General features: G+C 42.6%; 25 protein-coding genes. 20 read left to right on the top strand and 5 right to left on the bottom strand.

Translation table 11 applies throughout. The features are described from left to right. The first annotated feature begins 61 nt into the window (after window positions 1-61). The 7 genes from LVY74_RS16255 to fghA all read left to right on the top strand — a co-directional run bounded on the left by LVY74_RS16255 (window position 62) and on the right by fghA (window position 6058). A complete protein-coding gene (locus LVY74_RS16255; RefSeq protein WP_237815928.1) occupies window positions 62-661 on the top strand; it encodes a CoA pyrophosphatase in 600 nt (199 codons plus the stop codon). Between the two features lie 31 nt (window positions 662-692). Continuing rightward, a complete protein-coding gene (locus tag LVY74_RS16250; protein WP_237815927.1) occupies window positions 693-1232 on the top strand; it encodes a gamma carbonic anhydrase family protein in 540 nt (179 codons plus the stop codon). 126 nt (window positions 1233-1358) lie between these two features. Beyond that, window positions 1359-2024, top strand: coding sequence for a tRNA (adenosine(37)-N6)-threonylcarbamoyltransferase complex dimerization subunit type 1 TsaB (gene tsaB, locus LVY74_RS16245; protein ID WP_237815926.1), 666 nt, complete (start codon window positions 1359-1361; stop codon window positions 2022-2024). 12 nt (window positions 2025-2036) lie between these two features. Continuing rightward, window positions 2037-2858: an undecaprenyl-diphosphate phosphatase gene (locus tag LVY74_RS16240; RefSeq protein ID WP_237815925.1), complete on the top strand. Its 822-nt coding sequence runs from the start codon at window positions 2037-2039 to the stop codon at window positions 2856-2858. After that, window positions 2858-3658 (top strand): class I SAM-dependent methyltransferase, encoded by an 801-nt coding sequence (locus LVY74_RS16235; protein WP_237815924.1) that lies wholly within the window; start codon window positions 2858-2860, stop codon window positions 3656-3658. The genes LVY74_RS16240 and LVY74_RS16235 overlap by 1 nt, the downstream gene beginning before the upstream one ends. Before the next feature lie 130 nt (window positions 3659-3788). After that, window positions 3789-5210 carry a C13 family peptidase gene (locus LVY74_RS16230; RefSeq protein WP_237815923.1) on the top strand — a complete coding sequence of 474 codons (1422 nt, stop codon included), beginning with the start codon at window positions 3789-3791 and terminating at the stop codon, window positions 5208-5210. 11 nt (window positions 5211-5221) lie between these two features. Beyond that, window positions 5222-6058: an S-formylglutathione hydrolase gene (gene fghA / locus LVY74_RS16225; protein WP_237815922.1), complete on the top strand. Its 837-nt coding sequence runs from the start codon at window positions 5222-5224 to the stop codon at window positions 6056-6058. 48 nt (window positions 6059-6106) lie between these two features. On the opposite strand, the gene LVY74_RS16220 is transcribed toward fghA, so the two are convergent. Further along, window positions 6107-6391, bottom strand: coding sequence for a DUF2218 domain-containing protein (locus LVY74_RS16220; RefSeq protein ID WP_237815921.1), 285 nt, complete (start codon window positions 6389-6391; stop codon window positions 6107-6109). Between the two features lie 161 nt (window positions 6392-6552). Here LVY74_RS16220 and rpe point away from each other — a divergent pair, with 161 nt between their 5' ends. The 6 genes from rpe (at window position 6553) to LVY74_RS16190 (ending at window position 11721) form a co-directional block, all read left to right on the top strand. Further along, window positions 6553-7239 carry a ribulose-phosphate 3-epimerase gene (rpe, locus tag LVY74_RS16215; RefSeq protein ID WP_237815920.1) on the top strand — a complete coding sequence of 229 codons (687 nt, stop codon included), beginning with the start codon at window positions 6553-6555 and terminating at the stop codon, window positions 7237-7239. Window positions 7240-7360: 121 nt separating this feature from the next. Then, complete coding sequence (locus LVY74_RS16210; RefSeq protein WP_237815919.1) at window positions 7361-7834, top strand: hypothetical protein; 474 nt, start codon at window positions 7361-7363, stop codon at window positions 7832-7834. 43 nt (window positions 7835-7877) lie between these two features. Next, window positions 7878-9848 (top strand): multicopper oxidase domain-containing protein, encoded by a 1971-nt coding sequence (locus LVY74_RS16205; protein ID WP_237815918.1) that lies wholly within the window; start codon window positions 7878-7880, stop codon window positions 9846-9848. Continuing rightward, window positions 9835-10611, top strand: a complete 777-nt coding sequence (locus LVY74_RS16200) for a copper resistance protein B (RefSeq protein WP_237815917.1) — start codon at window positions 9835-9837, stop codon at window positions 10609-10611. The genes LVY74_RS16205 and LVY74_RS16200 overlap by 14 nt, the downstream gene beginning before the upstream one ends. A gap of 85 nt (window positions 10612-10696) precedes the next feature. Continuing rightward, window positions 10697-11014, top strand: coding sequence for a DMT family transporter (locus LVY74_RS16195; protein ID WP_237815916.1), 318 nt, complete (start codon window positions 10697-10699; stop codon window positions 11012-11014). A 68-nt stretch (window positions 11015-11082) separates the two neighbouring features. After that, on the top strand, window positions 11083-11721 hold the full coding sequence (locus tag LVY74_RS16190) for a nuclease-related domain-containing protein (protein WP_237815915.1): 639 nt from the start codon (window positions 11083-11085) through the stop codon (window positions 11719-11721). Window positions 11722-11734: 13 nt separating this feature from the next. On the opposite strand, the gene LVY74_RS16185 is transcribed toward LVY74_RS16190, so the two are convergent. Beyond that, window positions 11735-12502: a hydroxymethylpyrimidine/phosphomethylpyrimidine kinase gene (locus LVY74_RS16185; protein WP_237815914.1), complete on the bottom strand. Its 768-nt coding sequence runs from the start codon at window positions 12500-12502 to the stop codon at window positions 11735-11737. A gap of 94 nt (window positions 12503-12596) precedes the next feature. On the opposite strand from LVY74_RS16185, the gene LVY74_RS16180 reads away from it, so the two are divergent. Together LVY74_RS16180 and LVY74_RS16175 are read left to right on the top strand one after the other, a co-directional pair. After that, window positions 12597-13244 (top strand): HAD-IA family hydrolase, encoded by a 648-nt coding sequence (locus LVY74_RS16180; RefSeq protein WP_237815913.1) that lies wholly within the window; start codon window positions 12597-12599, stop codon window positions 13242-13244. A 117-nt stretch (window positions 13245-13361) separates the two neighbouring features. Continuing rightward, complete coding sequence (locus LVY74_RS16175; protein WP_237815912.1) at window positions 13362-13682, top strand: hypothetical protein; 321 nt, start codon at window positions 13362-13364, stop codon at window positions 13680-13682. 47 nt (window positions 13683-13729) lie between these two features. Here the strand turns inward: LVY74_RS16175 and LVY74_RS16170 are convergent, their stop codons facing one another. Further along, the gene (locus LVY74_RS16170) at window positions 13730-14902 is read right to left on the bottom strand and encodes a benzoate/H(+) symporter BenE family transporter (protein ID WP_237815911.1); all 1173 of its coding nucleotides are present in this window, start codon (window positions 14900-14902) and stop codon (window positions 13730-13732) included. Between the two features lie 175 nt (window positions 14903-15077). Here LVY74_RS16170 and LVY74_RS16165 point away from each other — a divergent pair, with 175 nt between their 5' ends. After that, window positions 15078-15551, top strand: coding sequence for an Lrp/AsnC family transcriptional regulator (locus tag LVY74_RS16165; RefSeq protein WP_111896033.1), 474 nt, complete (start codon window positions 15078-15080; stop codon window positions 15549-15551). A gap of 22 nt (window positions 15552-15573) precedes the next feature. On the opposite strand, the gene hemJ is transcribed toward LVY74_RS16165, so the two are convergent. Beyond that, the gene (gene hemJ, locus LVY74_RS16160; protein WP_237815910.1) at window positions 15574-16026 is read right to left on the bottom strand and encodes a protoporphyrinogen oxidase HemJ; all 453 of its coding nucleotides are present in this window, start codon (window positions 16024-16026) and stop codon (window positions 15574-15576) included. A gap of 10 nt (window positions 16027-16036) precedes the next feature. Further along, a complete protein-coding gene (locus LVY74_RS16155) occupies window positions 16037-17269 on the bottom strand; it encodes a beta-ketoacyl synthase N-terminal-like domain-containing protein (RefSeq protein WP_237815909.1) in 1233 nt (410 codons plus the stop codon). 293 nt (window positions 17270-17562) lie between these two features. Between LVY74_RS16155 and LVY74_RS16150 the strand changes: the two genes are divergently transcribed. The 4 genes from LVY74_RS16150 to fusA all read left to right on the top strand — a co-directional run bounded on the left by LVY74_RS16150 (window position 17563) and on the right by fusA (window position 22268). Next, window positions 17563-18717, top strand: a complete 1155-nt coding sequence (locus tag LVY74_RS16150) for an EcsC family protein (protein ID WP_237815908.1) — start codon at window positions 17563-17565, stop codon at window positions 18715-18717. A 221-nt stretch (window positions 18718-18938) separates the two neighbouring features. Continuing rightward, window positions 18939-19313, top strand: a complete 375-nt coding sequence (gene rpsL, locus LVY74_RS16145; protein ID WP_000246374.1) for a 30S ribosomal protein S12 — start codon at window positions 18939-18941, stop codon at window positions 19311-19313. Between the two features lie 162 nt (window positions 19314-19475). Continuing rightward, window positions 19476-19946, top strand: coding sequence for a 30S ribosomal protein S7 (gene rpsG / locus LVY74_RS16140; RefSeq protein ID WP_004655203.1), 471 nt, complete (start codon window positions 19476-19478; stop codon window positions 19944-19946). A 183-nt stretch (window positions 19947-20129) separates the two neighbouring features. Beyond that, complete coding sequence (fusA, locus tag LVY74_RS16135) at window positions 20130-22268, top strand: elongation factor G (protein ID WP_237815907.1); 2139 nt, start codon at window positions 20130-20132, stop codon at window positions 22266-22268. Window positions 22269-22374 lie beyond the last annotated feature (106 nt).

The raw sequence follows: 22374 nt of genomic DNA, 5'->3' as shown, positions 1-22374 counted from the left end.
ATCGCTTACGCATCATTTGCATGAGACTTGAGCAAGGAACAATATAAAAATAGGTGGTGGAATGAGTACAACGACTTTAATTGATCATTTGCAACAGCAGTTGCGTTTTGCGCGGCATATTGAGCCTGCGCAGGCGGCTGTATTGATTGCCATTACCAAGGAAGATGATCCTAAAGTTGTGCTGACTCGTCGTTCGAAATATTTGAATCAGCACGCGGGTGAAGTGTCTTTTCCTGGCGGAAAACGTGATCCTGAAGATAGCAGTAATATTGCGGTGGCGCTGCGTGAGGCGCATGAAGAAATTGCATTGAATCCCTATGATGTTGAACTGATTGGGGATTTGCCGATGCAGCGTTCAAAAAGTGGTTTAAGTGTCAAACCTGTGGTTGGATTGATTCACCCTAAAATTGAATTGACTGCACAACCTACAGAAATAGATCGAATTTTTTTGGCTTCATTGCATGAACTGATGCAAACTCCAACGCAGCCTCATGCTGTGCAATATCAGCAGCAGACGTTATATTTCCCGAGTATGCACGTACAGAATGAAGTTGTGTGGGGACTGACGGCACGCATGCTGGTCAGTCTGTTTAAATACGGATTAAAGTATGAAAAAGAATGGCCGTTTTTATTGAATGCGGCTGAAATTAAGTCGATATAAAAATACAGATGATAAAAAGGAAGATTCACGCATGATGTATAAATTTCAGGGCTATGCGCCCACGACAACGGAGCAACCGTGGACAGGTTGGATTGCAGAAAATGCCACAGTGATTGGACATGTGGAACTTGGGCGACAAGTAAGCGTGTGGTTTGGTGCGGTGATTCGCGGGGACAATAGCCAGATTCGCATCGGTGATTTTAGTAATGTGCAGGATAATGCCGTATTACATACCGATGCTGGCATTGAACTGAAGATTGGCAACTATGTCACGATTGGACATAAAGCCATGCTGCATGGTTGTACGATTGGCGATAATACCTTAATCGGTATAAATGCGGTGATTTTGAATCATGCGGTGATTGGTAAAAACTGCATTATTGGCGCGAATGCCTTGATTCCTGAAGGCAAGGTGATTCCTGATAATTCAGTGGTGATGGGTTCACCAGGGAAAGTGGTGAAAATGGTGGATGCTGAGGGCGAAGCAAAATTGAAGCAAAGTGCCTTGCATTATGCCGAGCATTTTAAAAAGTATTTGAGTTTAGAGCCTTTCTGGTTTCATCACGATTAAATAAAACAGGCTTAAGCTTCTGATCATAAACCGATGCCAAGCTTTCGCTTGGTATTTTTATATTCGCGAAGTCTGGGTGACTAGAGTATCATACAGGCGTTTTGTATTTTGTAATGTAGGGCATGCATGAAACTGCTAGCACTCGAAACAGCAAATGAACAATGTTCAATTTGCCTGATCGAAGATTCTCACTCTGTCTTTTTTGCACTGAATGAACAAGCCAAAGCCCAGACTCAAACGTTATTACCCATGATTGAGCAAGGGTTACAGCAACAGGGCTGGACGACGTCACAACTGAATGTGATTGCATTTAGTCGCGGGCCAGGCTCATTTAGTGGGGTGCGAATTAATGCAGCAGTAACACAGGCACTGGCTTGGGCAAATGATCTTCCTGTGATTGCGGTATCGACTTTACAGGCACTGGCACAGGCGGCATATCGTTTGCATGGTTTAACTGAAGTAACTGCGGTTTTAGATGCACGCATGAACGAAGTCTACATTGCCAGTTATCAGTTAGATGCAAACCAAATTATGCAGGCGATTGACCAAGAGCAACTGTTGGATTATGCCACGGCTACTCAAGCACAGCGTTTTACGGTTGTAGGTTCAGGCGCTCAGCTTTTAGATGCCGAAGCTACCCAATACAAGACCGTGTGCCCGAATGCACAAGATATTGCAACAATCGCCGTACCTCAAGCACAACAACAAAATTGGGTCAGTGCGGAACAGGCTCTCCCTGTGTACTTACGTGATAACGCTTGGAAAAAAATTCCTGAGCAAGGTAAACCCTAACTAGGACAAACTATGGATCTTATACTGCTGTTTAAAGCTGCAATTATGGGCTTGGTTGAGGGGATTACTGAATTCCTGCCAATTTCCAGTACAGGACATCTTATTCTTGCTGGGCAATTGTTAGACTTTTGGACACCTGAAAAGCGTGACATGTTTGCCGTTGCGGTACAGATCGGCGCAATTGCCGCAGTGATTTATGAATACTGGGGCAAGTTGTGGGGTGCTTTGATTGGCGCATTAACGGGTGATGCACAAGGTCGCCGTTTAAGTCTGAATCTAATCGTTGCAACGATTCCCATTATGCTGATTGGTTTAACCATTGGTGAAACCATTAAAGCCTATTTATTTAATGCGGTGACTGTGGCATTGGCACTGATCGTGGGGGGCGTGATTATTTTATGGGCTGAACGCCGTAAACATCAGACAACCTGTTTGGAGGTTGATGATTTAAGTTTTAAACAAGCAACCTTGATTGGCTTAATTCAGTGTTTAGCTTTGATTCCAGGAACATCTCGTTCAGGTTCAACCATTATTGGTTCATTGTTCTTGGGTGTGTCTCGTAAAGCTGCAGCAGAGTTTTCATTCTTTTTGGGTATTCCTGTATTGATGGGTGCAGGTCTGCTTGACATGTATAAAATGCGCCATGAACTGCATACACAGGATATGGAAGTATTGGGTGTCGGGATTGCAGTCGCTTTTATTTCTGCACTGCTCGTGATTCGTGCTTTGATTCGCTATGTGTCTAAACATGACTTTAGTGCTTTTGCTTACTACCGTATTGCTTTTGGTTTGTTGATTTTACTCACTTGGGGCACAGGTTGGGTACATTGGTAATGCAGTTTCATTGTTGGTATAGCTCTGAGGCTGAAGCACAATTTATTGTGCTTCAGCAACGTTTAGCTGAACTAAAGGTTGAGCTGACAGGGCAAGTTGTTGAAAAAATCAATGCCAAGTTCTTGCGTTTGCATCCTGAGTTGGCATTGGTTCTTGATGAAGATGGTTTAAGCCTTGCAGCCAATGGCATGAAAATGCAGCCCGATTGGCAGGCAGAAATTCCACGTTTAAAACGTGCAGGCATGAAGTCTGAAATGCTGGCGCGGGCTTGTCAGGTCAATGAACAGCCGAATTTGATTGATGCCACTGCGGGCTTGGGGCATGACACGTTGCTGATGGCTAAGCTTGGGGCAAAAGTCACCTTAATTGAACGCCATCCGATTTTATACATACTGTTAGAATCCGCACATCAGGCTGCTCAGCAGGATGCATTTTTAGCGCCTGTTGCCGCCAATATTCATTTGGTTTATGCAGATTCTGCCGAATATCTCGAGCAGCAGATTCAAGCGGGTAAGCAGTTTGATGTAGTTTATTTGGATCCAATGTTTCCTCAACGTGACCAAAATCAGCAAGCTGTGAAAAAGCAGGCACAGGTCAAAAAGCAGATGCAATTGTTGCATTTGCTATTACCAGAAGATGGTGAAATGGATTTGGGGGAAAATCTGTTGGCATTGGCGCGACAACTGGCACAAAGGGTCATCGTCAAGCGTCCACGCCATGCGGTATATTTGGATAACCAAGCACCTCAGCATCAGTGGCTTGGTGATGCTTGTCGTTTCGATGGCTATTTTCGTCCGTAATCATGGGATTGCGGACAGTTTAGAAAATCGCAAAGTTTTGTTAATTCATTCAAAATCACATTGATAAAAAAAAATGCGGGCATAAACTAAGGGGTGCATAAATAAATCCACCGCTGACCAGCAGAATTTTATGATAGACCTGAAACCTTCCATCAATTTTTGGCACGATCTCAAAAGTAACCAAATCGCTGGTTTATGGTTGTTCCTCGGTTCTCGCCGTTCCTTGCAAATCGTTCACCCCTCAATTTTTCAGTTAATTTTTTGGGGAGCGATTGCTGCTGCCGTCAATACGCTATTTAGCTGGATGGTGGCTGATCAGGCAGGGCATTTCAACTCACAAGGTCTTGTCAGCTATGCACTTTGGCCGTTTATTGCGCTAATTGTCGGCATTTTTCTATCACAACGGACCAATAATCCTCGCTTAATGCTTGTGCCAGCCTTGCTCTGGTTAGTACTCGATGCCAGTATTCTATTAATTCAGTGTTTTTTGCAGTATTTGGGCGATCAAGGTTATTTAGATTTTCTTCCTGATCGTATCTATAACCTGCTTCCGACTTTATTTTTAGTTTTGTTTGTTTGGCAAAGCTTGGCGGTGATTTGGGTATTTTCCCGTGAACTAAAATGGCCGTGGTGGGAACGTGGGCTGATTATGTTTGCCACGATTTGTACCCTCGTGGTGTGGCAGATGTCAGTGAAAGAGCAACCCATTTGGAAAGTTGAGCCTGTGCAGCCAACACTGTCTGAAGATGCTTTATATGCTCAGGGTAATTTGTTGAGTAAAGCATTGGAACAAGTTCAGTTTGGCGATTTTTCACAGACGCATTGGTATTTCCTTGGCGTTGCGGGGGATAGTTATGATTCTGTCTTTAGCTCGGAAGTACAACGGATCAAATCGCAGTTTGATACCCGCTTTGGCACGTTCGGACGTTCAATCGAACTGGTAAATGATCCTAATACCCGTACTACCTTGCCGATTGCTTCACGAACCAGTATCCAAATGGCACTGAACCGTATTGGTCAGCAAATGAATAAAGAAAGTGATGTATTGTTTTTATACATGACTTCACATGGCGAGCCTAATCATTTTGAACTGGAAAATGCGCCGATTGATCTGAAACAAGTTGATCCGAAATGGCTACGGGAAGCGCTGGATAAAGCTGGAATTCGCTGGCGTGTGATTGTGGTTTCAGCATGTTATTCGGGCAGTTTTGTGCCTGCATTGCAATCAGATAATACCTTGGTGATTACCGCATCGGCAGCAGACCGTTCATCATTTGGTTGTAATAATGAATCGGATTACACTTATTTTGGTCGGGCGTTCTTTGATCAGGCGATGCGTGAAAAAAGTTCCATTAAAGATGCCTTTACCGATGCCAAAGCAACGGTGTCCAAGTGGGAAGCTGCACAAGGTTTCGAGCCTTCAGAACCACAATGGTCAATCGGTAAAAATATGGAATTGATGCTACCTCAACTCGAGAAACATTTATTCCCAAGCCCAAATAACTTACCTGTGAATAATCCAACGGTACTTTCAACACCACCACAACAATAAAAGGATGTGTCATGCAGCAAATACAACGAAACTTTTGTTTTGATGGGGAACAACAGACTTATCAATGGTATTCCAAAGAATTGCAAGGTGATGCCAAATTTTCGATTTATTTGCCTGAACAGGCGCGTGCAGGAGAAGCTTGCCCTGCAGTATTTTACTTGGCAGGTTTGACCTGTACCGAAGAAACCTTTGCAATCAAAGCTCATGCACAGCGTTTGGCAGCTCAATTAGGTCTCATTTTGGTGATGCCTGATACCTCACCACGCGGAGAAACTGTCGCAAAAGGTGATTCATGGGATTTGGGATTAGGCGCAGGTTTTTATATCAACGCCACGCAAGCACCGTGGGCAGAGCATTACCGCATGGAAAGCTATATTGCCGATGAATTGTATTTTGCTGTGTTAGAACATTTCCCAATTCAGAAAGGTCGTATTGGGATTATGGGACACTCGATGGGTGGGCATGGTGCACTAACCTTGGCATGGAAATATCCTGAAAAATTCAAATCGGTGTCTGCATTTGCACCGATCTGTGCACCAAGTCAGTGTGCATGGGGTGAAAAAGCCTTTACGCATTATTTGGGTGAAGCACGGGAGGAATGGTTAGCCCACGATGCTGTGGCTTTGATTCAAAGTAAAGGTGCGCTGTTTAGTGAAGTTCTGATCGATCAAGGTTTGGCAGATCAGTTTTATCATCAGTTGCATCCACAATTACTTCAGCAAGCTTGTGCTGAAGTTGGTCAAAAGCTGACCTTACGCCAACATGAATCTTATGATCATGGTTATTATTTTATTCAAAGTTTCATTGATGATCATTTGCAGTTTCATGCTGCTGAGCTGACCGATTAAACCTAGCTCATCATCAAAAAAGGATCACTGAGGTGATCCTTTTTTATTTTAAGCCTGTTGTTGCCAAGTCACTTGGAACTCTTGCTGTGCCATACGGTTGAGGTGTTCAAGCACGACACCTTCAAGTCGAGTTTGCTCAGCTGTTTCGAGTTGACTGTCGATGCTAACATCAAGTGCTGTGCTTTGAGGTGTAAGGGTCACGGTGGCTGTTGGCATCAAAATTTGAAAATTTTGCTCAGTTTCAGCGACTTCAAATTTGTGTTTCCAGTGATTATAAAGGCGTTTTGCAATACGGGCTGCTTCGTCCGTTGCCAGTTGCGTCTGACTATACATAAATTCAATTCCTTGTTGTTGTGCTGGAAGTGTAACAGAGAAGTTTTTAACGATAGTGTATGAAATCGGAACATTGCGTTCTGAATTGTGCTGAGTTGTTTGTGATGGGGTGGATTTTGTTATACTGCGTACAAATTTCAAAATGTTGCTAGGTTAAATTTATGTCCAAGCCCTATTTAATTGCACCTTCGATTTTATCTGCTGATTTTGCCCGCCTCGGTGAAGAGGTTGAGAATGTTTTGGCAGCAGGTGCAGACGTTGTGCATTTTGATGTGATGGACAACCACTATGTACCCAATCTGACTTTTGGTGCAGGCGTGTGTAAGGCACTGAAAAAATATGGGATTAAAGCACCGATTGATGTGCATTTAATGGTGTCACCCGTTGACCGCATGATTGGCGATTTCTTGGAAGCAGGTGCGGATATTATTACGTTTCACCCAGAAGCAACCGATCATATTGACCGTTCGTTGCAACTGATCAAATCAGGTGGTGCCAAAGCAGGTTTAGTTTTTAATCCAGCAACGCCGTTACATTATCTTGATTATGTGTTGGATAAAGTTGATCAAATCTTGTTGATGAGTGTCAACCCAGGCTTTGGTGGGCAGAAATTTATTCCAATGACTTTGGAGAAATTGCGCCAAGCACGCAAAATTATCGATGCCAGTGGTCGTGATATTCGTCTAGAAGTCGATGGCGGCGTAGGCCCTGCCAATATCCGTGAAATTGCAGAAGCGGGTGCAGATATGTTTGTTGCAGGTTCAGCCATTTTTGGTCAACCTGACTATAAAGCAGTGATTGATCAAATGCGTGCAGAGTTGAATCAAGTGGGTTCAGTTCAGCTTTAAAACGGCTCTGCTCAATCTGAAAAAGCGTCAAGCCATTGGCTTTGACGCTTTTTTTGTTTGTATCTTGTCTTAGAGTTGGCTATGCTTTTAGCTTGAATTGTTCAATGTTGTTTGTGCCTAGATGCTGATGCGCCGTAAAACGCTATTTTCGCAAAGCTTTATCTTGCTGATCATCTGTTGTATCGGCTGGATGGGTATTGCCAATGCGTCGGTGCAAAATATGCATTGGAACATGTCAATGACAATGCCATCGGATACACGCATGTCTTCAGCGATGCATCACATGTCGGCAGATTGTCATCAATCAGACATGCCACCGATGCAGATGAATGAAAATTGTCATCAATCAGACATGCCACCGATGCAGATGAATGAAAATTGTCAGCAAACACATTCTTCACCACATCAGCAGCATCTCAATTGCCCTGATTGCCAAATTCTGCATTGCCAAACGATCAATGCTGATCTTCCCCAAGCCAGTCTTCATCTCAATGAACCCCCTCGCCATGAGCTAGAGGCACGGCATTATGATGCACAGACATCTGTTGATTTAACAGGGTATTGGCAAGAAATTCTGCGTCCTCCCAAAGCCTAATCTTTAAAAAATTGTCATTTTCATTTTTTAAAGAGGACGGATCATGTCTAAATTTTCCTTACATGTCTGCGTTGTTGCAGCATGTCTTATTGCACCTCAAAGTATTTTTGCGGCTGTGCGTGAATATCATCTTAATATCAGTGAGCAAACCATTAATGTCACTGGAAAGCCTGTCAAAAAATTAACAGTCAATGGGCAGTTTCCTGCACCAACACTGAGTTTTGAAGAAGGTGATGATGCCGTGATTTATGTGCATAACCAATTAAAAAAACAGCATACCGCATTGCATTGGCATGGCATTTTGTTGCCCGCAGTGATGGATGGTGTCCCTGGATTTAATGGCTTTAAAGGCATTGCACCGAATGGTGATTTTGTCTATCGCTTTAAGATTCGTCAGACAGGCACTTATTGGTATCACGCACATAGCGCAGGGCAAGAGCAAGATGGTTTATATGGTGCTTTGATTATTTATCCAAAAAATCATCAACCGATTACACCTGCTGAAAAAACAGATCGTGATGAAGTCATCATGTTCTCTGATTTTCATGAATCTTCTAGCGAACAGATCATGAACAATTTGAAAAAGTCCTCAGACTATTATCAAAATCAGCGTGAAACATTGGCGGATGTATGGAAACAGGCTCGTGAGCAAGGTGTCAAAGCCACATGGCAACAGCGCCGTATGTGGAACCAAATGCGGATGCTCAGAACTGATTTGAGTGATGTCACAGGCTATCACTTCTTGGTGAATGGCAAAACGCCACAGCAAAACTGGACAAGTACCTTTAAGACAGGCGAGAAAATTCGTTTGCGGATGATTAATGCATCTGCCATGTCCTTTTTTGATGTGCGTATTCCAAACTTGAAAATGACGGTAGTCAGTGCCGATGGTCAGCCTGTCAAACCTGTGACGGTAGATGAATTCCGTTTTGGAGCAGGGGAAACCTACGACGTGATTGTTGAGCCAAAACAGGCACAATACCAAATTCAGGCAGAGTCGATTGATCGTAGCGGTTTTGCTTTGGCAAGCTTACGAAATCAGGATGCTGCACCTACAGCATTGTCTGAACCACAGCATCGTCCAAGAGCATTACTGAATATGCAGGATATGGGCATGGTGCATGAAGATTCTGAACATTCATCCGACTCAACTCAACATGAAATGTCCGCAATGAAAGGCATGGATATGGACATGTCGGATATGCAGAACATGACACCTGAACAGCATCAAAAAATGATGCAACAGATGAATCATGAAATGTCGTCAGGGCAACCAATGTCAGGCATGCAGGACATGGATATGTCTAGTATGAAAAATATGACACCTGAGCAGCATCAAAAAATGATGCAGCAAATGAACCATGCAATGCCATCTGAACAGAAAATGCCAGACATGTCTGATATGGATATGTCGAATATGCACGGCATGAATGCTGAGTCACATCAGGACATGATGCAAAATACGAAAACCCCATCAACACAAGCCGTTGTTGAAGGTTGGGCGAATGCATCGACCCCTAAGGGCTTAAAAGCGTTGAGTTATTCAGACTTGCGTCCACTCTACCCACAAAAAGATACTCGAGCACCACAACAGGAAATTGTGCTGCATTTGGGCGGCAACATGGAGCGTTATATCTGGACGATGAATGGCAAGAAGTTTAATCAAGCTACACCGATACAAGTGCAATATGGCGAACGCGTCAAACTAACCTTTGTCAATGACAGTATGATGGCACATCCGATGCATTTACATGGCATGTTTGTGCAGCTTGAAAATGGACAACCACTGGCTGAGCTACCGAACAAACATACGATTATTGTACCACCAGGACAAAAAGTCAGTGTTTTGCTCACTGCTGATGAATTGGGTGAATGGGCGATTCACTGTCATTTGCTGTACCACATGAGCGCAGGCATGATGAACAAATTGATTGTGGCAAAAGTAAGACCACAAGATAGTCAGATGCTGATGCCAATGCCTGCTCAAGGAGGAAATGCACATGCACATCACTAAGCGTTTAGCTTCTGTCTTGTTATTGGCAAGTGTTGCAGGGCAACCGCTTTGGGCTGCCGATGATATGGAGATGATCAGTTCGTCTGATACCAGTGCGATGCAGATGCAGCATGAACATGGTGGACAAATCTATGCCGCAAACTCACTGGAAAATAAATGGATGCTTGACCGACATGGCGAGGGGAGTTGGCAGTCTGAACTGGAAAGTTGGATTGGGTCAGATGACAACAAACTCTTTATTAAAGCCGATAGCAAACAAGCCGAGTCCGAACAGCTCGATGCCAGCATCATGGCTTTATATAGTCGTAATATCAGCACCTTTTGGGATGCTCAAGCAGGGCTACGTTATCGGCAAAACAATACTGTAGCGACCGATAAACGTGCGGTGGATACCGTGGTCGGTATTCATGGTTTAGCGCCGTACTTCTTTGAAACCCAAGCTTATTTGTATGTCGGTGAGCATCAGCATGTTTCGATGTCATTGGAAGCCAAGCGAGATGTGCTTTGGACGCAAAAGCTGATGAGTGAACCGTTTGTCAAAGCAACTGTGTTATTGAAAGATGAATCTAAGACACCACAAAAAACAGGTCTTAGTCATGCAGAAGTTGGCGTACAAACCCGTTATGAAATCAATAAAACGCTAATGCCATTTTTTGAAATTGCCTATGAATCTGACCTTGGTCAGAAAGCAACAGCATGGCAAGAGGTAACTCCAAGGGAGTATGGCGTTGTCTATGGTCTCGGGGTATTGTTGAAATTTTAAATCTTTGGGGGATGCAGCTTGCATCCCCTTATGGGAGGAAAAATTCCCCAATTTTTGGGGTAATCGTGACTGTAAAGGAGATTATATGGCGTGGTTGGTATTGGTTTTGGCGGGTATTTTTGAAGTCATTTGGGCATTTGCCATGAAAAAGTCAGAAGGTTTTACACTGCTTATTCCAAGTGTTATCACCATTATTTTTATGCTACTGAGTTTTGCTTTGCTGTCATGGTCAATGAAAAGCCTGCCTTTAGGCACAGCTTATACGGTGTGGACAGGAATAGGTGCAATTGGCTCGTTTATTGTGGGTATGGTTGTCTTACAAGAACCGAGCAATGCTTTGCGAATGTTGGCGGCTATCATGATTGTTTCAGGTTTGGTACTTATGAAAGTTTCATCACAATAATTCAGTTCGCTATATTTATATATAACTATTTGTAATACAATATATTTTTAAATATTCAATAAAATAACATGTTTATTATTATCCTACTGCTGATCATTGTTGCTGTCATTGTACTCTCTGCACAAGGTTCCTCCGCTAAAACAAAAGGAAAACAGGGCGAAAAACGTGTGATTGCGCATGCAGATCGTCATTTAAATGAAGCAGATTACACAGTACTCAACAATTGTACCTTTCAGGTGTCTGAACAGCTGACGACCCAAATTGATCATATTGTGGTGAGCCGTTTTGGAGTTTTTGTGGTTGAAACCAAAAATTATCAGGGTTGGATTTTTGGTGATGAAAAGCAGAAGATGTGGACACAAAAATTTTATAAAAAAAGTTATCAGTTCCAAAATCCATTACATCAAAATTATCGACATATCAAAACAGTACAGTACATGTTATCTGAGTTGATTGCAGGAGAACATGTTCATTCAGTTGTTGTTTTTGTTGGTGAGAGCCAGTTTAAAACGCCAATGCCTGCCAATGTATTGCAAGGAACAGCATGGATTCAGTATGTCAAAAGCTTTCGTCAAGAAGTGATGAGTGCAGCTAAAGTTCAACAGATTTGCCAAACTTTAGCACAAAATGCTTTAGATCAATCTCGTAAAACCGATGCACAGCACATTAAGAATCTAAAAAAATATCATGGTACTGCATCGAAATAATGGGAAGTTTAAATTAAAAGCGTTTTGGAATTTTCTGCCCGTCCACATGTGGGCTTTCTGCATGTTGTAACACATGAAAGAGCCAAGTTTCAGCATGATTGACCGCTTGCTGAATGCTATCTCCCTGCGCTAAACGACCCGCAATAAAACTGGCCAATGAACAGCCCGAACCGTGATATTCACCTTCAAGGCGGGCACAGGTGGTTTCTGAAACCAGATCATTTTCAATATACAGTGCATTACGGATATGCTCAGGCGTATCTTCATGACCACCTTTTACTAGAACCGCTTTTGCCCCCATTTTGAATAGTTGGGCTGTGGCTTGTTCAATATCGTCAATCCCTGTCAGTGCGCGAAGTTCTACAGTATTGGGGGTGATGATGCTTGCGAGAGGAATGAGCTGAGCAAACGCTTTGACCAATGTCGGTTGATCACCTAAAGAGCCACCGCTATTCGCCACTAAAACAGGGTCAAGTACATATTGATAGTCAGGATGTTCCTGTAAAAATTCAGCTAATGCCGCAATATTATCGGTTGTACCGAGCATACCTGATTTTACACAGCTGATCGGTAAGTCACCCACCACAGCATTGGCTTGAGCCAAAAGGAGTTCTTTGGATGTGGCTTGAAAACCAAAGACTTGCTGTGAGTTTTGAATTGTAAGTGCAGTACAAGCAATCGCAGCATGTGCACCACTTTGACCAATCGCTTCAATATCAGCCTGTAAACCAGCACCGCCAGAAGGGTCTAAACCTGAAAAACATAAAACTGTAGGGCGCACAGAGCGATATCCTTGTCATTTGAATTTACGTTAGTATAGGCAAGTTTTATTTAACTTCCGAGTCTTTGACTGGGTGAATTGATTAGGTTTTGTTGTGACAGTTAAAAATATTTTATTAGATCTCGATGGGACATTGACTGACCCGAAAATTGGTATTCATACCTGTATCCGTTATGCCATGGAAAAAATGGGGCAACCTTTGGCAGATGATACCGATTTGGACTGGACGATTGGCCCACCGTTAAAAGCTTCATTTATTCAGTTGTTGAATAGCGCTGAGGATGCACTTGCCGAGCAGGCATTGGCATTTTATCGCGAGCGTTTTTCAACGATTGGTCTGTATGAAAATGAGCTATATCCGCATGTAATTGAAACGCTGAAAGCCTTGGTTGAGCGTGGCTACAATTTGTATTTGGCGACAGCAAAGCCACAGGTCTTTGCAATTCGTATTTTAGAGCATTTTAAATTGTTGGATTATTTTACCAAGCCTTATGGGAGTGAATTAACTGGTGAACGAACCAACAAAGGCGATTTGATCCATTATATTTTGCAGCAAGAACAACTGGTTCCAGAGTATTGCATGATGGTTGGTGACCGTGAATATGACATTTTAGGTGCACGCCGTAATGGCATTGAGACCATCGCCGTGACCTATGGTTATGGTACAGACGCAGAAATTGCACAAGCTGCACCTAAGCTTCAAATTCGGCAGTTTGCTGAGTTGTTGAATTATTTTAATTAGTTCATAGAATTTGTTGAGTTTTTGCTAACAGTTTAATCACAAATCTAAAATCTCGCTATGCTTGCGCCAATCAATAAAAAAATCGGGGTGATCATGCGTTTGACAGGTTTTTGTGCAATGACTCTGGCAGTAATCAATGTGGTTGGCTGTTCAACCTTAAATACTGAACAACATGTTGTATCGGGTAAAGTGCAAGTCAGTAAATCTTTATCGGGTCATCAATGTGGTGATACAGGTATGAATGTTGATCAGCTTAAATCACAGCTTGAAGAACAAAAAATACAGGTTTATAGCCAAGCGGTGACCTCAGATGGTTTATTGTACCCGCAAGTTTGTGGCGCACCTGATGGGCGTATTGCAGTTTTTACCATCAATAAAAAACAACAAGATCAGGCAGTTGAATTGGGTTTTAAGCTTTATCCAACCACAAAAAGTTAAGTCTGTTAAACAAAAAAAGCCAGTGTCCAACACTGGCTTTTTTATATTTAGTGGGCTTTACGATGATTCAAGATTATTGCAACCACAATTCCGAGTAGCAGTCCCCAAAATGCTGAACCAATGCCAAAAAATTGAACACCTGAAGCACTCATTAAGAAGGTGAGTAGAGCAGGCTCACGGTCTTGAGGCTCTTTAAAGGCAATCGCAATGTTGTGGCTAATCGTTCCAAACAAAGCAATCCCCGCAAGCGCAACAATAAAGATTTTAGGAAAAGCCATCAGTAAGCCTGTCAATGTAGTCGCAAACAATCCCATGATGATGTAGAAGAAACCACAGCTAATGCCCGCAATATAACGACGTTTTGGGTCAGGGTGAACCTGATCATCTAAACTCACCGCAGCACTAATTGCAGCTAAACACACCGAAAATGCACCGAATGGGGCAAGAATGGTTTGTAATACGCCAATCCAACCAACTAGTGAATTGGTATGTGGTTGATAGCCATAGCTTTTAATCATGCCAATCCCAGGGAGGAACTGAGAAGACATGTTGATGATAAATAGCGGTAAACCTAAGCCAATAATGGTTGAGAGTGAAAACTCAGGGCTGATCCAAACGGGTTTTGCCAGAGACCACGACAAATGTGGAAACTGGAACGGCATAAACATTGGGCAGAGAATCATCGCAGCAACCACAGTTAACACGATACAGTAACGCGGCCACAGACGTTTAGCGACCAGATAAATCGCCAGTAAAGTCAGAATAAATGCCCAGCTTTGTTCTAAGCCCGTAAAAATCTGAATCCCGAATTTTAAGAGAATTCCCGCCAACATGGCGCAGCTCAAACTCATCGGGATTTTAGACAGCAAGCGTTGAAAAAGACCCGAAAATCCAACAAAAGCGGTGAGTATGCCACAGACAATAAATGCCCCAATTGCCGAGGACAGACTGTAATGACTGCCTGTGGCAATAATTAAAGCAATCCCTGGAGTTGACCATGCGGTTGCCACAGGATAGCGGTATTTCCATGACAAGACTAAGCCAGAAATCCCGATGGAAAGACCCAGTGCCCAAAGCCAAGATGAGATTTGCTCAGGCGTTGCGCCAAGTGTTTGCGCACCTTGAATGACTAAAACAGCGGATACACTAATCCCGATAAGGAAAGTAATGAAGCCTGCAAATACAGCAGGGACAGAAAAATCTTGAATCAGTTTTTGCATAATCGAATCTAATAACGAATTTGAACAAAATTACAGAGGAAACTTGGCATAAATTTAACAATTTTTAAAAAGAAGGTGCTTTTTAATTTGATTCAATAAAATGCATAGAATTTTCATTTTTTTTAAAATTGGAATAATATCTTCTGAAATTTATATTTTTATATGAAGAATATTTATGTCTGAAAATCAAGCGGAATTGAGTGCGATAGATCTTAAAATTATGCGAGCTTTACAGCAAGATGGACGTTTAAGTAATGCTGAGTTGGCAAAACTGGTGGGGATCAGTCCATCATCCTGCTGGAATCATACGCAGCGGCTTTTTAAGATTGGTGCAATTTTAGATGTCCGCGCACGAATTAACCCGAACATGGTTCAGCGTGAAACCATCGTTTTAGTGGGGGTTGTTCTGGATCGCTCAACGCCTGAAAGTTTTGCTGAATTTGAACGTGCTGCCAAACAGCTCAATAACGTTTTGGAATGTTATTTGGTCGCAGGAGAAGTCGATTATTTTCTGAAAATTCGGGTTAAAGACTTGGTGGCATTTAACCGCTTTCATAGTGAAAAAATTATCGCTTTGCCAGGGGTGCGGCAGGTGAGGACATTCTTTGTGCTCAATGAAGTAACCAGTGATGGTCTATTAACATTTTAATTCAGGCAGAAAAAAGCCCCAGTTAGAACTGAGGCTTCACAACGACTAAAATCACCACAGCCAGTAAAATGACCGTTGGCATTTCATTAAAGAAACGCCAAAACTTGTGTGATTTATAGTGCGCATTTTCGATTAACTTTTTGCGGTAATAACCACAAACAAAATGGTAAATGATCAGTAATCCAACCAATGCAACTTTGGCATAAAACCAATGTGCCAAATGGTAATGCTCTGTTGCATCGCCCAAATCCACTAAAAAGTGTGCGGTGATGAGCGTTGCAACCATCGCAGGCCACATAATGCCGCGGTACAGTTTACGTTCCATGACCTGAAAGCGTTGATGACTAATCGCATCGTCACTCATGGCATGGTAGACATAAAGGCGTGGTAAGTAGAATAACGCTGCAAACCAACAAACCACGGCAATAATGTGTAATGCTTTTACCCATAAAAAAGCATCAGAAGGTACATTCATTTACGATCTCTTAGGCATCAGCCCATTTCTTGAAGATCAAGCAAGCATTTACGCCGCCAAATCCAAAACTGTTACTCATGACAGTATTCAGTTTTGTATCGCGTTTTTCAAGTACAAGATCAAAGCCTTTTGCACCTTCATCAAGTTCAGTCACGTTGATGTTTGGTGCGATAAAGTCATTTTGCATCATTAAAACAGAGTAAATAGCTTCGTGTACACCTGCTGCACCCAAGCTATGACCTGTCATTGATTTGGTTGAGCTGAATGCAGGGACATTGCCTTCACCAAATGCGCGTTCCATCGCTTTAAGCTCGGTGATGTCACCTGCTGGAGTCGATGTACCATGTGTGTTGATGTAGTCAAGTTTTTCTACGCCGTGTTGTTTAGCTTCATCAAGTGCCATCAAGATACAGCGTGTTGCACCTTCACCACTTGGCGCAACCATGTCAGCACCATCACTGTTCGCTGCATATGCTACGATTTCAGCGATAATGTTGGCACCACGTGCTTGAGCGTGTTCAAGAGATTCAAGAACCAAGAAACCACCACCACCGGCGATGACGAAACCGTCACGGTCTGCTGAATATGGACGAGATGCAGTTTCTGGTGTGTCGTTGTATTTAGAGCAAAGCGCACCCATTGCATCAAACAATAAGCTTTGAGACCAGTGATCTTCTTCACCACCACCTGCAAGCACTAAATCTTGTTTGCCAAGTTGGATCAGGTTGTAAGCATAACCGATCGCGTCAGCAGAAGTTGCACATGCGCTCGCAACTGAGTGAGATACGCCTTGTAATTTGAACGCAACGCCCACGTTTGCTGTAATGGTGTTGGTCATGTTACGTGGAACGAAGAAAGGACCGACTTTACGTGCGCCTTTAGTTTCAAGCAACTCAGTCATTTCAACAACAGAAGCTGTTGAACCACCACCAGAACCACCAACAATACCGTAGCGCGGATTGCCAGCAAGGTCTTCAGCCGTTAAGCCTGCGTGTTTAACCGCGTCAACCGCAGAGTTATATGCATACATTGCACATACACCCATGAAGCGTTTTAATTTACGGTCAATGTGATCAAAATCTTGTTCAGCAGCCGCACTGACATGGCTTTTAAAGTTAAGGTCAGCGTAAGTTTGATTAAAACGAGTCCCTGAAATACCATTTTTTAATGATTCAGTCACTTGCTCTAGGGTGTTACCAATGCATGAGTTGATGCCCATACCAGTGATTACAACACGTCTCATTTATAAGATCCCTTAATATGGTGATGATATTGAGAGCCAGCGCAGACCACATTTATGGGCAAAAGCCTGAAATGTAAGCGTTAATGCCTGCACCACTCATGTTTATAATATTTCTCATCATAACAGAAAGCTTTTTTAAATCTTATGGCAAATCCTATGACTATTTGGAAAGTGAGTGAGGAATGTCCAACTTGTAATTTACTTCACTAAAAGATACATAATGAAGTTGAGATAAAACGTTCCTGCTTCTAGTATTTATCAAATATTTAAAGAAAAACAATGAGGAGAGGTGAATGCAAAAAGAGGACAGTCAGCATCCGCAAACCAAGTTTAACCGCGTTTTAGGAGTGGCTAAAAAGCTCAGCACATCAGGTTTAAAAGTTTTAAATCAGATGAATAGTCAACAATTGCAGCGTTCACAGACATCTGCTAAAACGATGAGTGAAGTCCCCTCTGAAACTACATTCTTGAGCTTTACGGCTCAAGACCCACAACAGTTAATACGGGTTCATTTTCCTAATATTTCTAAGCAATTTTTTGGTAAGCATTATGAACGGGTCAATCAGGTGGTTCAGTTTCTTTCACCATTAAGCATGGATGAAGTGTCTGATTATTGTTTTCAAAAATTGCATGTCTTGTCAGATCGTTTAAGTACCGTCGATAAAATTTTGGAACAAACAGGCGCTCAATCTTTAACTGAACTCTCAGGCGATATTTCACGCTCAGGTCGTATTAGTCAGGCGTTGACTGAACAAAATAAATGGATTGCAGGCGTGCAAGGCGCTCTTTCAGGGGCAACAGGTCTACTCGGGCTTGGTGCAGATATTCCTGCGTCTTTGGTTTTAGCGTTAAGAACCATTTATCAAATAGGGCGTGCACATGGTTTTGAGTTACAACAGCAAGATCAAGATGTAGTGCAATATATTTTTCAGCAAATCGACTTACAACAGATTGTAGAAAAACAGAGCGTATTATTAGGGTTGAGAACCTTAGATGATTTGCTGGTGGATAATGACTTGACTAGCCTGCAGCATTTACTCGGTTCAAATAACGATGATGAATGGTTAAAAGAATTATTATTCAATGAAAAGCATGAATTTAAATGGCAATGGATGAATGCTTTACCTAAAGTGAGTGCTTTACATCAAATTACACCACTCATTTCGGCGAGTGTTAGTGCGATGTATAGTTGGCAGTTTATTGCGGATACAGGACAAAAAGCACAGCATGTTTTTTCGATTTCCCGTGATTATTTACTCCGACATGCTGATCAGAATCTCACGGTATTGGCAGCTTATCATGCTGCAATTGTGCCACAAAACCAACCTAAAGAACTGGTTCATCCTATTGAATTGAAAAAAGAAAATTCTGATGAAGATCTTGCTGGTGAGACAGAAAAACCTAAGCCAAGATCACACCGCACCACAGCAAAAAAAAACGGTGACTGAAGATGTGACAGCGACCGATCAGCCAACCACTAAACCTCGCCCACGTCGCCGTAAAGCTGTTCCAAAATCAACCGATGCTTCATAACTTTGTCATAAATGTAAAGCATGCTGCCACAATACACGATGAATATTGACCAATATGGCGTTTTTGCTTACAATTGTTTGCCCTCAAAAAGCGGTATTTTCTTTTTGAGGTTTTTTATTTACGGGAGACTTGCCAGATGGCAACAACAAATCAGTTGATCCGCAAGGGTCGTACTACTTTGGTTGAAAAATCCAAAGTTCCTGCGTTGAAGGCTTGCCCACAGCGCCGTGGTGTTTGTACACGTGTTTACACAACTACACCTAAAAAACCTAACTCAGCAATGCGTAAAGTTTGCCGTGTTCGCTTAACTTCTGGTTTTGAAGTTTCTAGCTACATCGGTGGTGAAGGCCATAACCTACAAGAGCACAGTGTTGTTCTTATCCGTGGTGGTCGTGTTAAAGACTTACCAGGTGTACGTTACCATACCGTTCGTGGTTCTTTAGACTGTGCTGGCGTTAAAGATCGTAACCAGTCACGTTCTAAATACGGTGCTAAACGTCCTAAGAAATAATCTTAGTCGTTAAGACCAAAAAAATCCTTTAGCGTTTCGCTTGTTTGATTTCTTCATATTTTTGAAATTCAAGCGACGTATAGTAAGGCCAGCGTAGCGTGCATGACACTTGCACAATCTGCTGGATCACCCTGAAGTGTCATATTTATAGGTAGTTTTAAAATGCCAAGACGTCGCGTAGTCGCTGCTCGTGAGATCCTTCCAGATCCTAAATTCAGCAGCCAAACAATCGCTAAATTCATGAACCACGTTATGCAAGACGGTAAAAAATCGATTGCAGAAAGTATCGTTTACGGTGCTTTAGACCGCGTTCAAGAAAAAAACAAAGTAGACCCAGTTGAATTTTTCGAGACTACTCTTGAAAAAGTTCGTCCTATGGTTGAAGTAAAAGCACGCCGTGTTGGTGGTGCTACTTATCAAGTACCTATGGAAGTACGCCCATCCCGTCGTACTGCCTTGGCTATGCGTTGGTTAGTAGATGCTGCTGCTAAGCGTTCTGAAAAAACTATGGCTTTACGTCTTGCTGGCGAGTTGCTTGATGCAGCTGAAGGCAAAGGTGCTGCGATCAAAAAACGTGAAGACGTGCACCGTATGGCTGAAGCTAACAAAGCCTTCTCTCATTACCGTTTCTAAGCGGTTAAGACAGTCCCTTATCAGGAGAATACTCATGCGTGTTGCAGCTCGATTTAATATCGCTCTCTACCAAAGTGGAGCTTTTGCGGGTATTTAAGTTGCCCAACAGTTTGAGTATTCGTACGCATCAATTTTTATTGGTGCGTCCTGTTTTAAAGATCACATTTAGGAATGTCAGACATCATGGCTCGCCAAACCCCAATTACTCGTTACCGTAACATCGGTATCTCTGCGCACATTGACGCAGGTAAAACAACTACAACTGAACGTATTTTGTTCTACACAGGTGTATCTCACAAAATTGGTGAAGTACACGATGGTGCAGCAACAATGGACTGGATGGAACAAGAGCAAGAACGTGGTATTACCATTACTTCTGCTGCTACAACTTGTTTCTGGTCTGGTATGGGTAACCAATTTGAACAACACCGTATCAACGTAATTGACACCCCGGGACACGTAGACTTCACAATCGAAGTTGAACGTTCTATGCGTGTTCTTGACGGTGCGTGCATGGTTTACTGTGCTGTAGGTGGTGTACAACCTCAGTCTGAAACTGTATGGCGTCAAGCGAACAAATATAAAGTGCCTCGTTTAGCATTCGTGAACAAGATGGACCGTACTGGTGCAAACTTCTTCCGTGCTGTTGAACAAGTTAAAACTCGTTTAGGCGGTAATCCTGTTCCTATCGTTGTGCCAATCGGTGCAGAAGATACTTTCGCAGGTGTTGTTGACCTGATCGAAATGAAAGCGATCATTTGGGATGAAGCATCTCAAGGTATGAAGTTTGAATACGGCGACATCCCTGCTGACCTAGTTGATACTGCTAACGAATGGCGTACTAACATGGTTGAAGCAGCAGCTGAAGCTTCTGAAGAATTAATGGACAAATACCTAGAAGAAGGTGATCTTTCTAAAGAAGACATCATCGCAGGTTTACGTGCTCGTACATTAGCTTCTGAAATTCAAGTTATGCTTTGTGGTTCTGCATTCAAAAACAAAGGTGTTCAACGTATGTTGGATGCTGTAATTGAATTCTTGCCATCGCCTACAGAAGTTAAAGCAATCGAAGGTATCCTTGACGATAAAGCTGAAACTAAAGCGTCTCGTGAAGCATCTGACGAAGCTCCGTTCTCTGCACTTGCGTTCAAAATTATGAACGACAAATTCGTAGGTAACTTGACATTCGTACGTGTTTACTCTGGTGTTCTTAAACAAGGCGACCCAGTGTATAACCCAGTTAAATCTAAACGTGAACGTATCGGTCGTATCGTGCAAATGCACGCAAACGAACGTCAAGATCTTGACGAAATCCGTGCGGGCGATATCGCTGCGTGTGTAGGTCTTAAAGACGTAACAACTGGTGATACGCTATGTGATGAGAAAAACATCATTACACTTGAACGTATGGAATTCCCAGAGCCAGTAATTTCATTGGCTGTTGAACCAAAAACTAAAGCTGACCAAGAAAAAATGTCAATCGCTTTAGGTCGTTTGGCTAAGGAAGATCCATCGTTCCGCGTTCGTACAGACGAAGAATCTGGTCAAACCATTATTGCGGGTATGGGTGAGCTTCACCTTGACATTATTGTTGACCGTATGAAGCGTGAATTCGGTGTTGAAGCGAACATTGGTAAACCAATGGTTGCTTACCGTGAAACGATTAAAAAATCGGTTGAACAAGAAGGTAAATTCGTACGTCAAACTGGTGGTAAAGGTAAATTCGGTCATGTATATGTCCGCCTTGAACCGCTTGATGTTGAAGAAGCTGGTAAAGAATACCAATTCGTTGAAGAAGTTGTTGGTGGTGTAGTACCTAAAGAATTCTTCGGCGCGGTTGATAAAGGTATTCAAGAACGTATGAAGAATGGTGTCTTGGCTGGTTACCCTGTTGTGGGTATCAAAGCGACATTATTCGACGGTTCTTACCACGATGTCGACTCTGATGAATTGTCGTTCAAAATGGCAGGTTCTTATGCGTTCCGTGACGGTTTCATGAAAGCAGATCCTATCTTGCTTGAACCGATCATGAAAGTTGAAGTAGAAACTCCAGAAGACTACATGGGCGATATCATGGGTGACTTAAACCGTCGTCGTGGTATGGTTCAAGGTATGGACGATTTACCTGGCGGAACTAAAGCAATCCGCGCAGAAGTTCCACTTGCTGAGATGTTTGGTTACGCAACTCAAATGCGTTCTATGTCTCAAGGTCGTGCAACTTACTCTATGGAATTTGCTAAATATGCTGAAACTCCACGTAACGTGGCGGAAGGCATTATTTCTAAATTCCAATCTGGCGGTAAAAAAGGTGACGACGAGTAATCTTTCGATTACTATAAGCCCAAACTAATTTTTTAGTTAATAACCAGTTGCTCATGCAGTGACCCTGCATGAGTAGTTTAAAAAGGAAAATCAAATGGCTAAGGCT

Source organism: Acinetobacter sp. ME22, assembly GCF_022012315.1.
GTDB lineage: Bacteria > Pseudomonadota > Gammaproteobacteria > Pseudomonadales > Moraxellaceae > Acinetobacter > Acinetobacter brisouii_A.
This window is presented reverse-complemented; position numbering and strand designations above follow the sequence as displayed.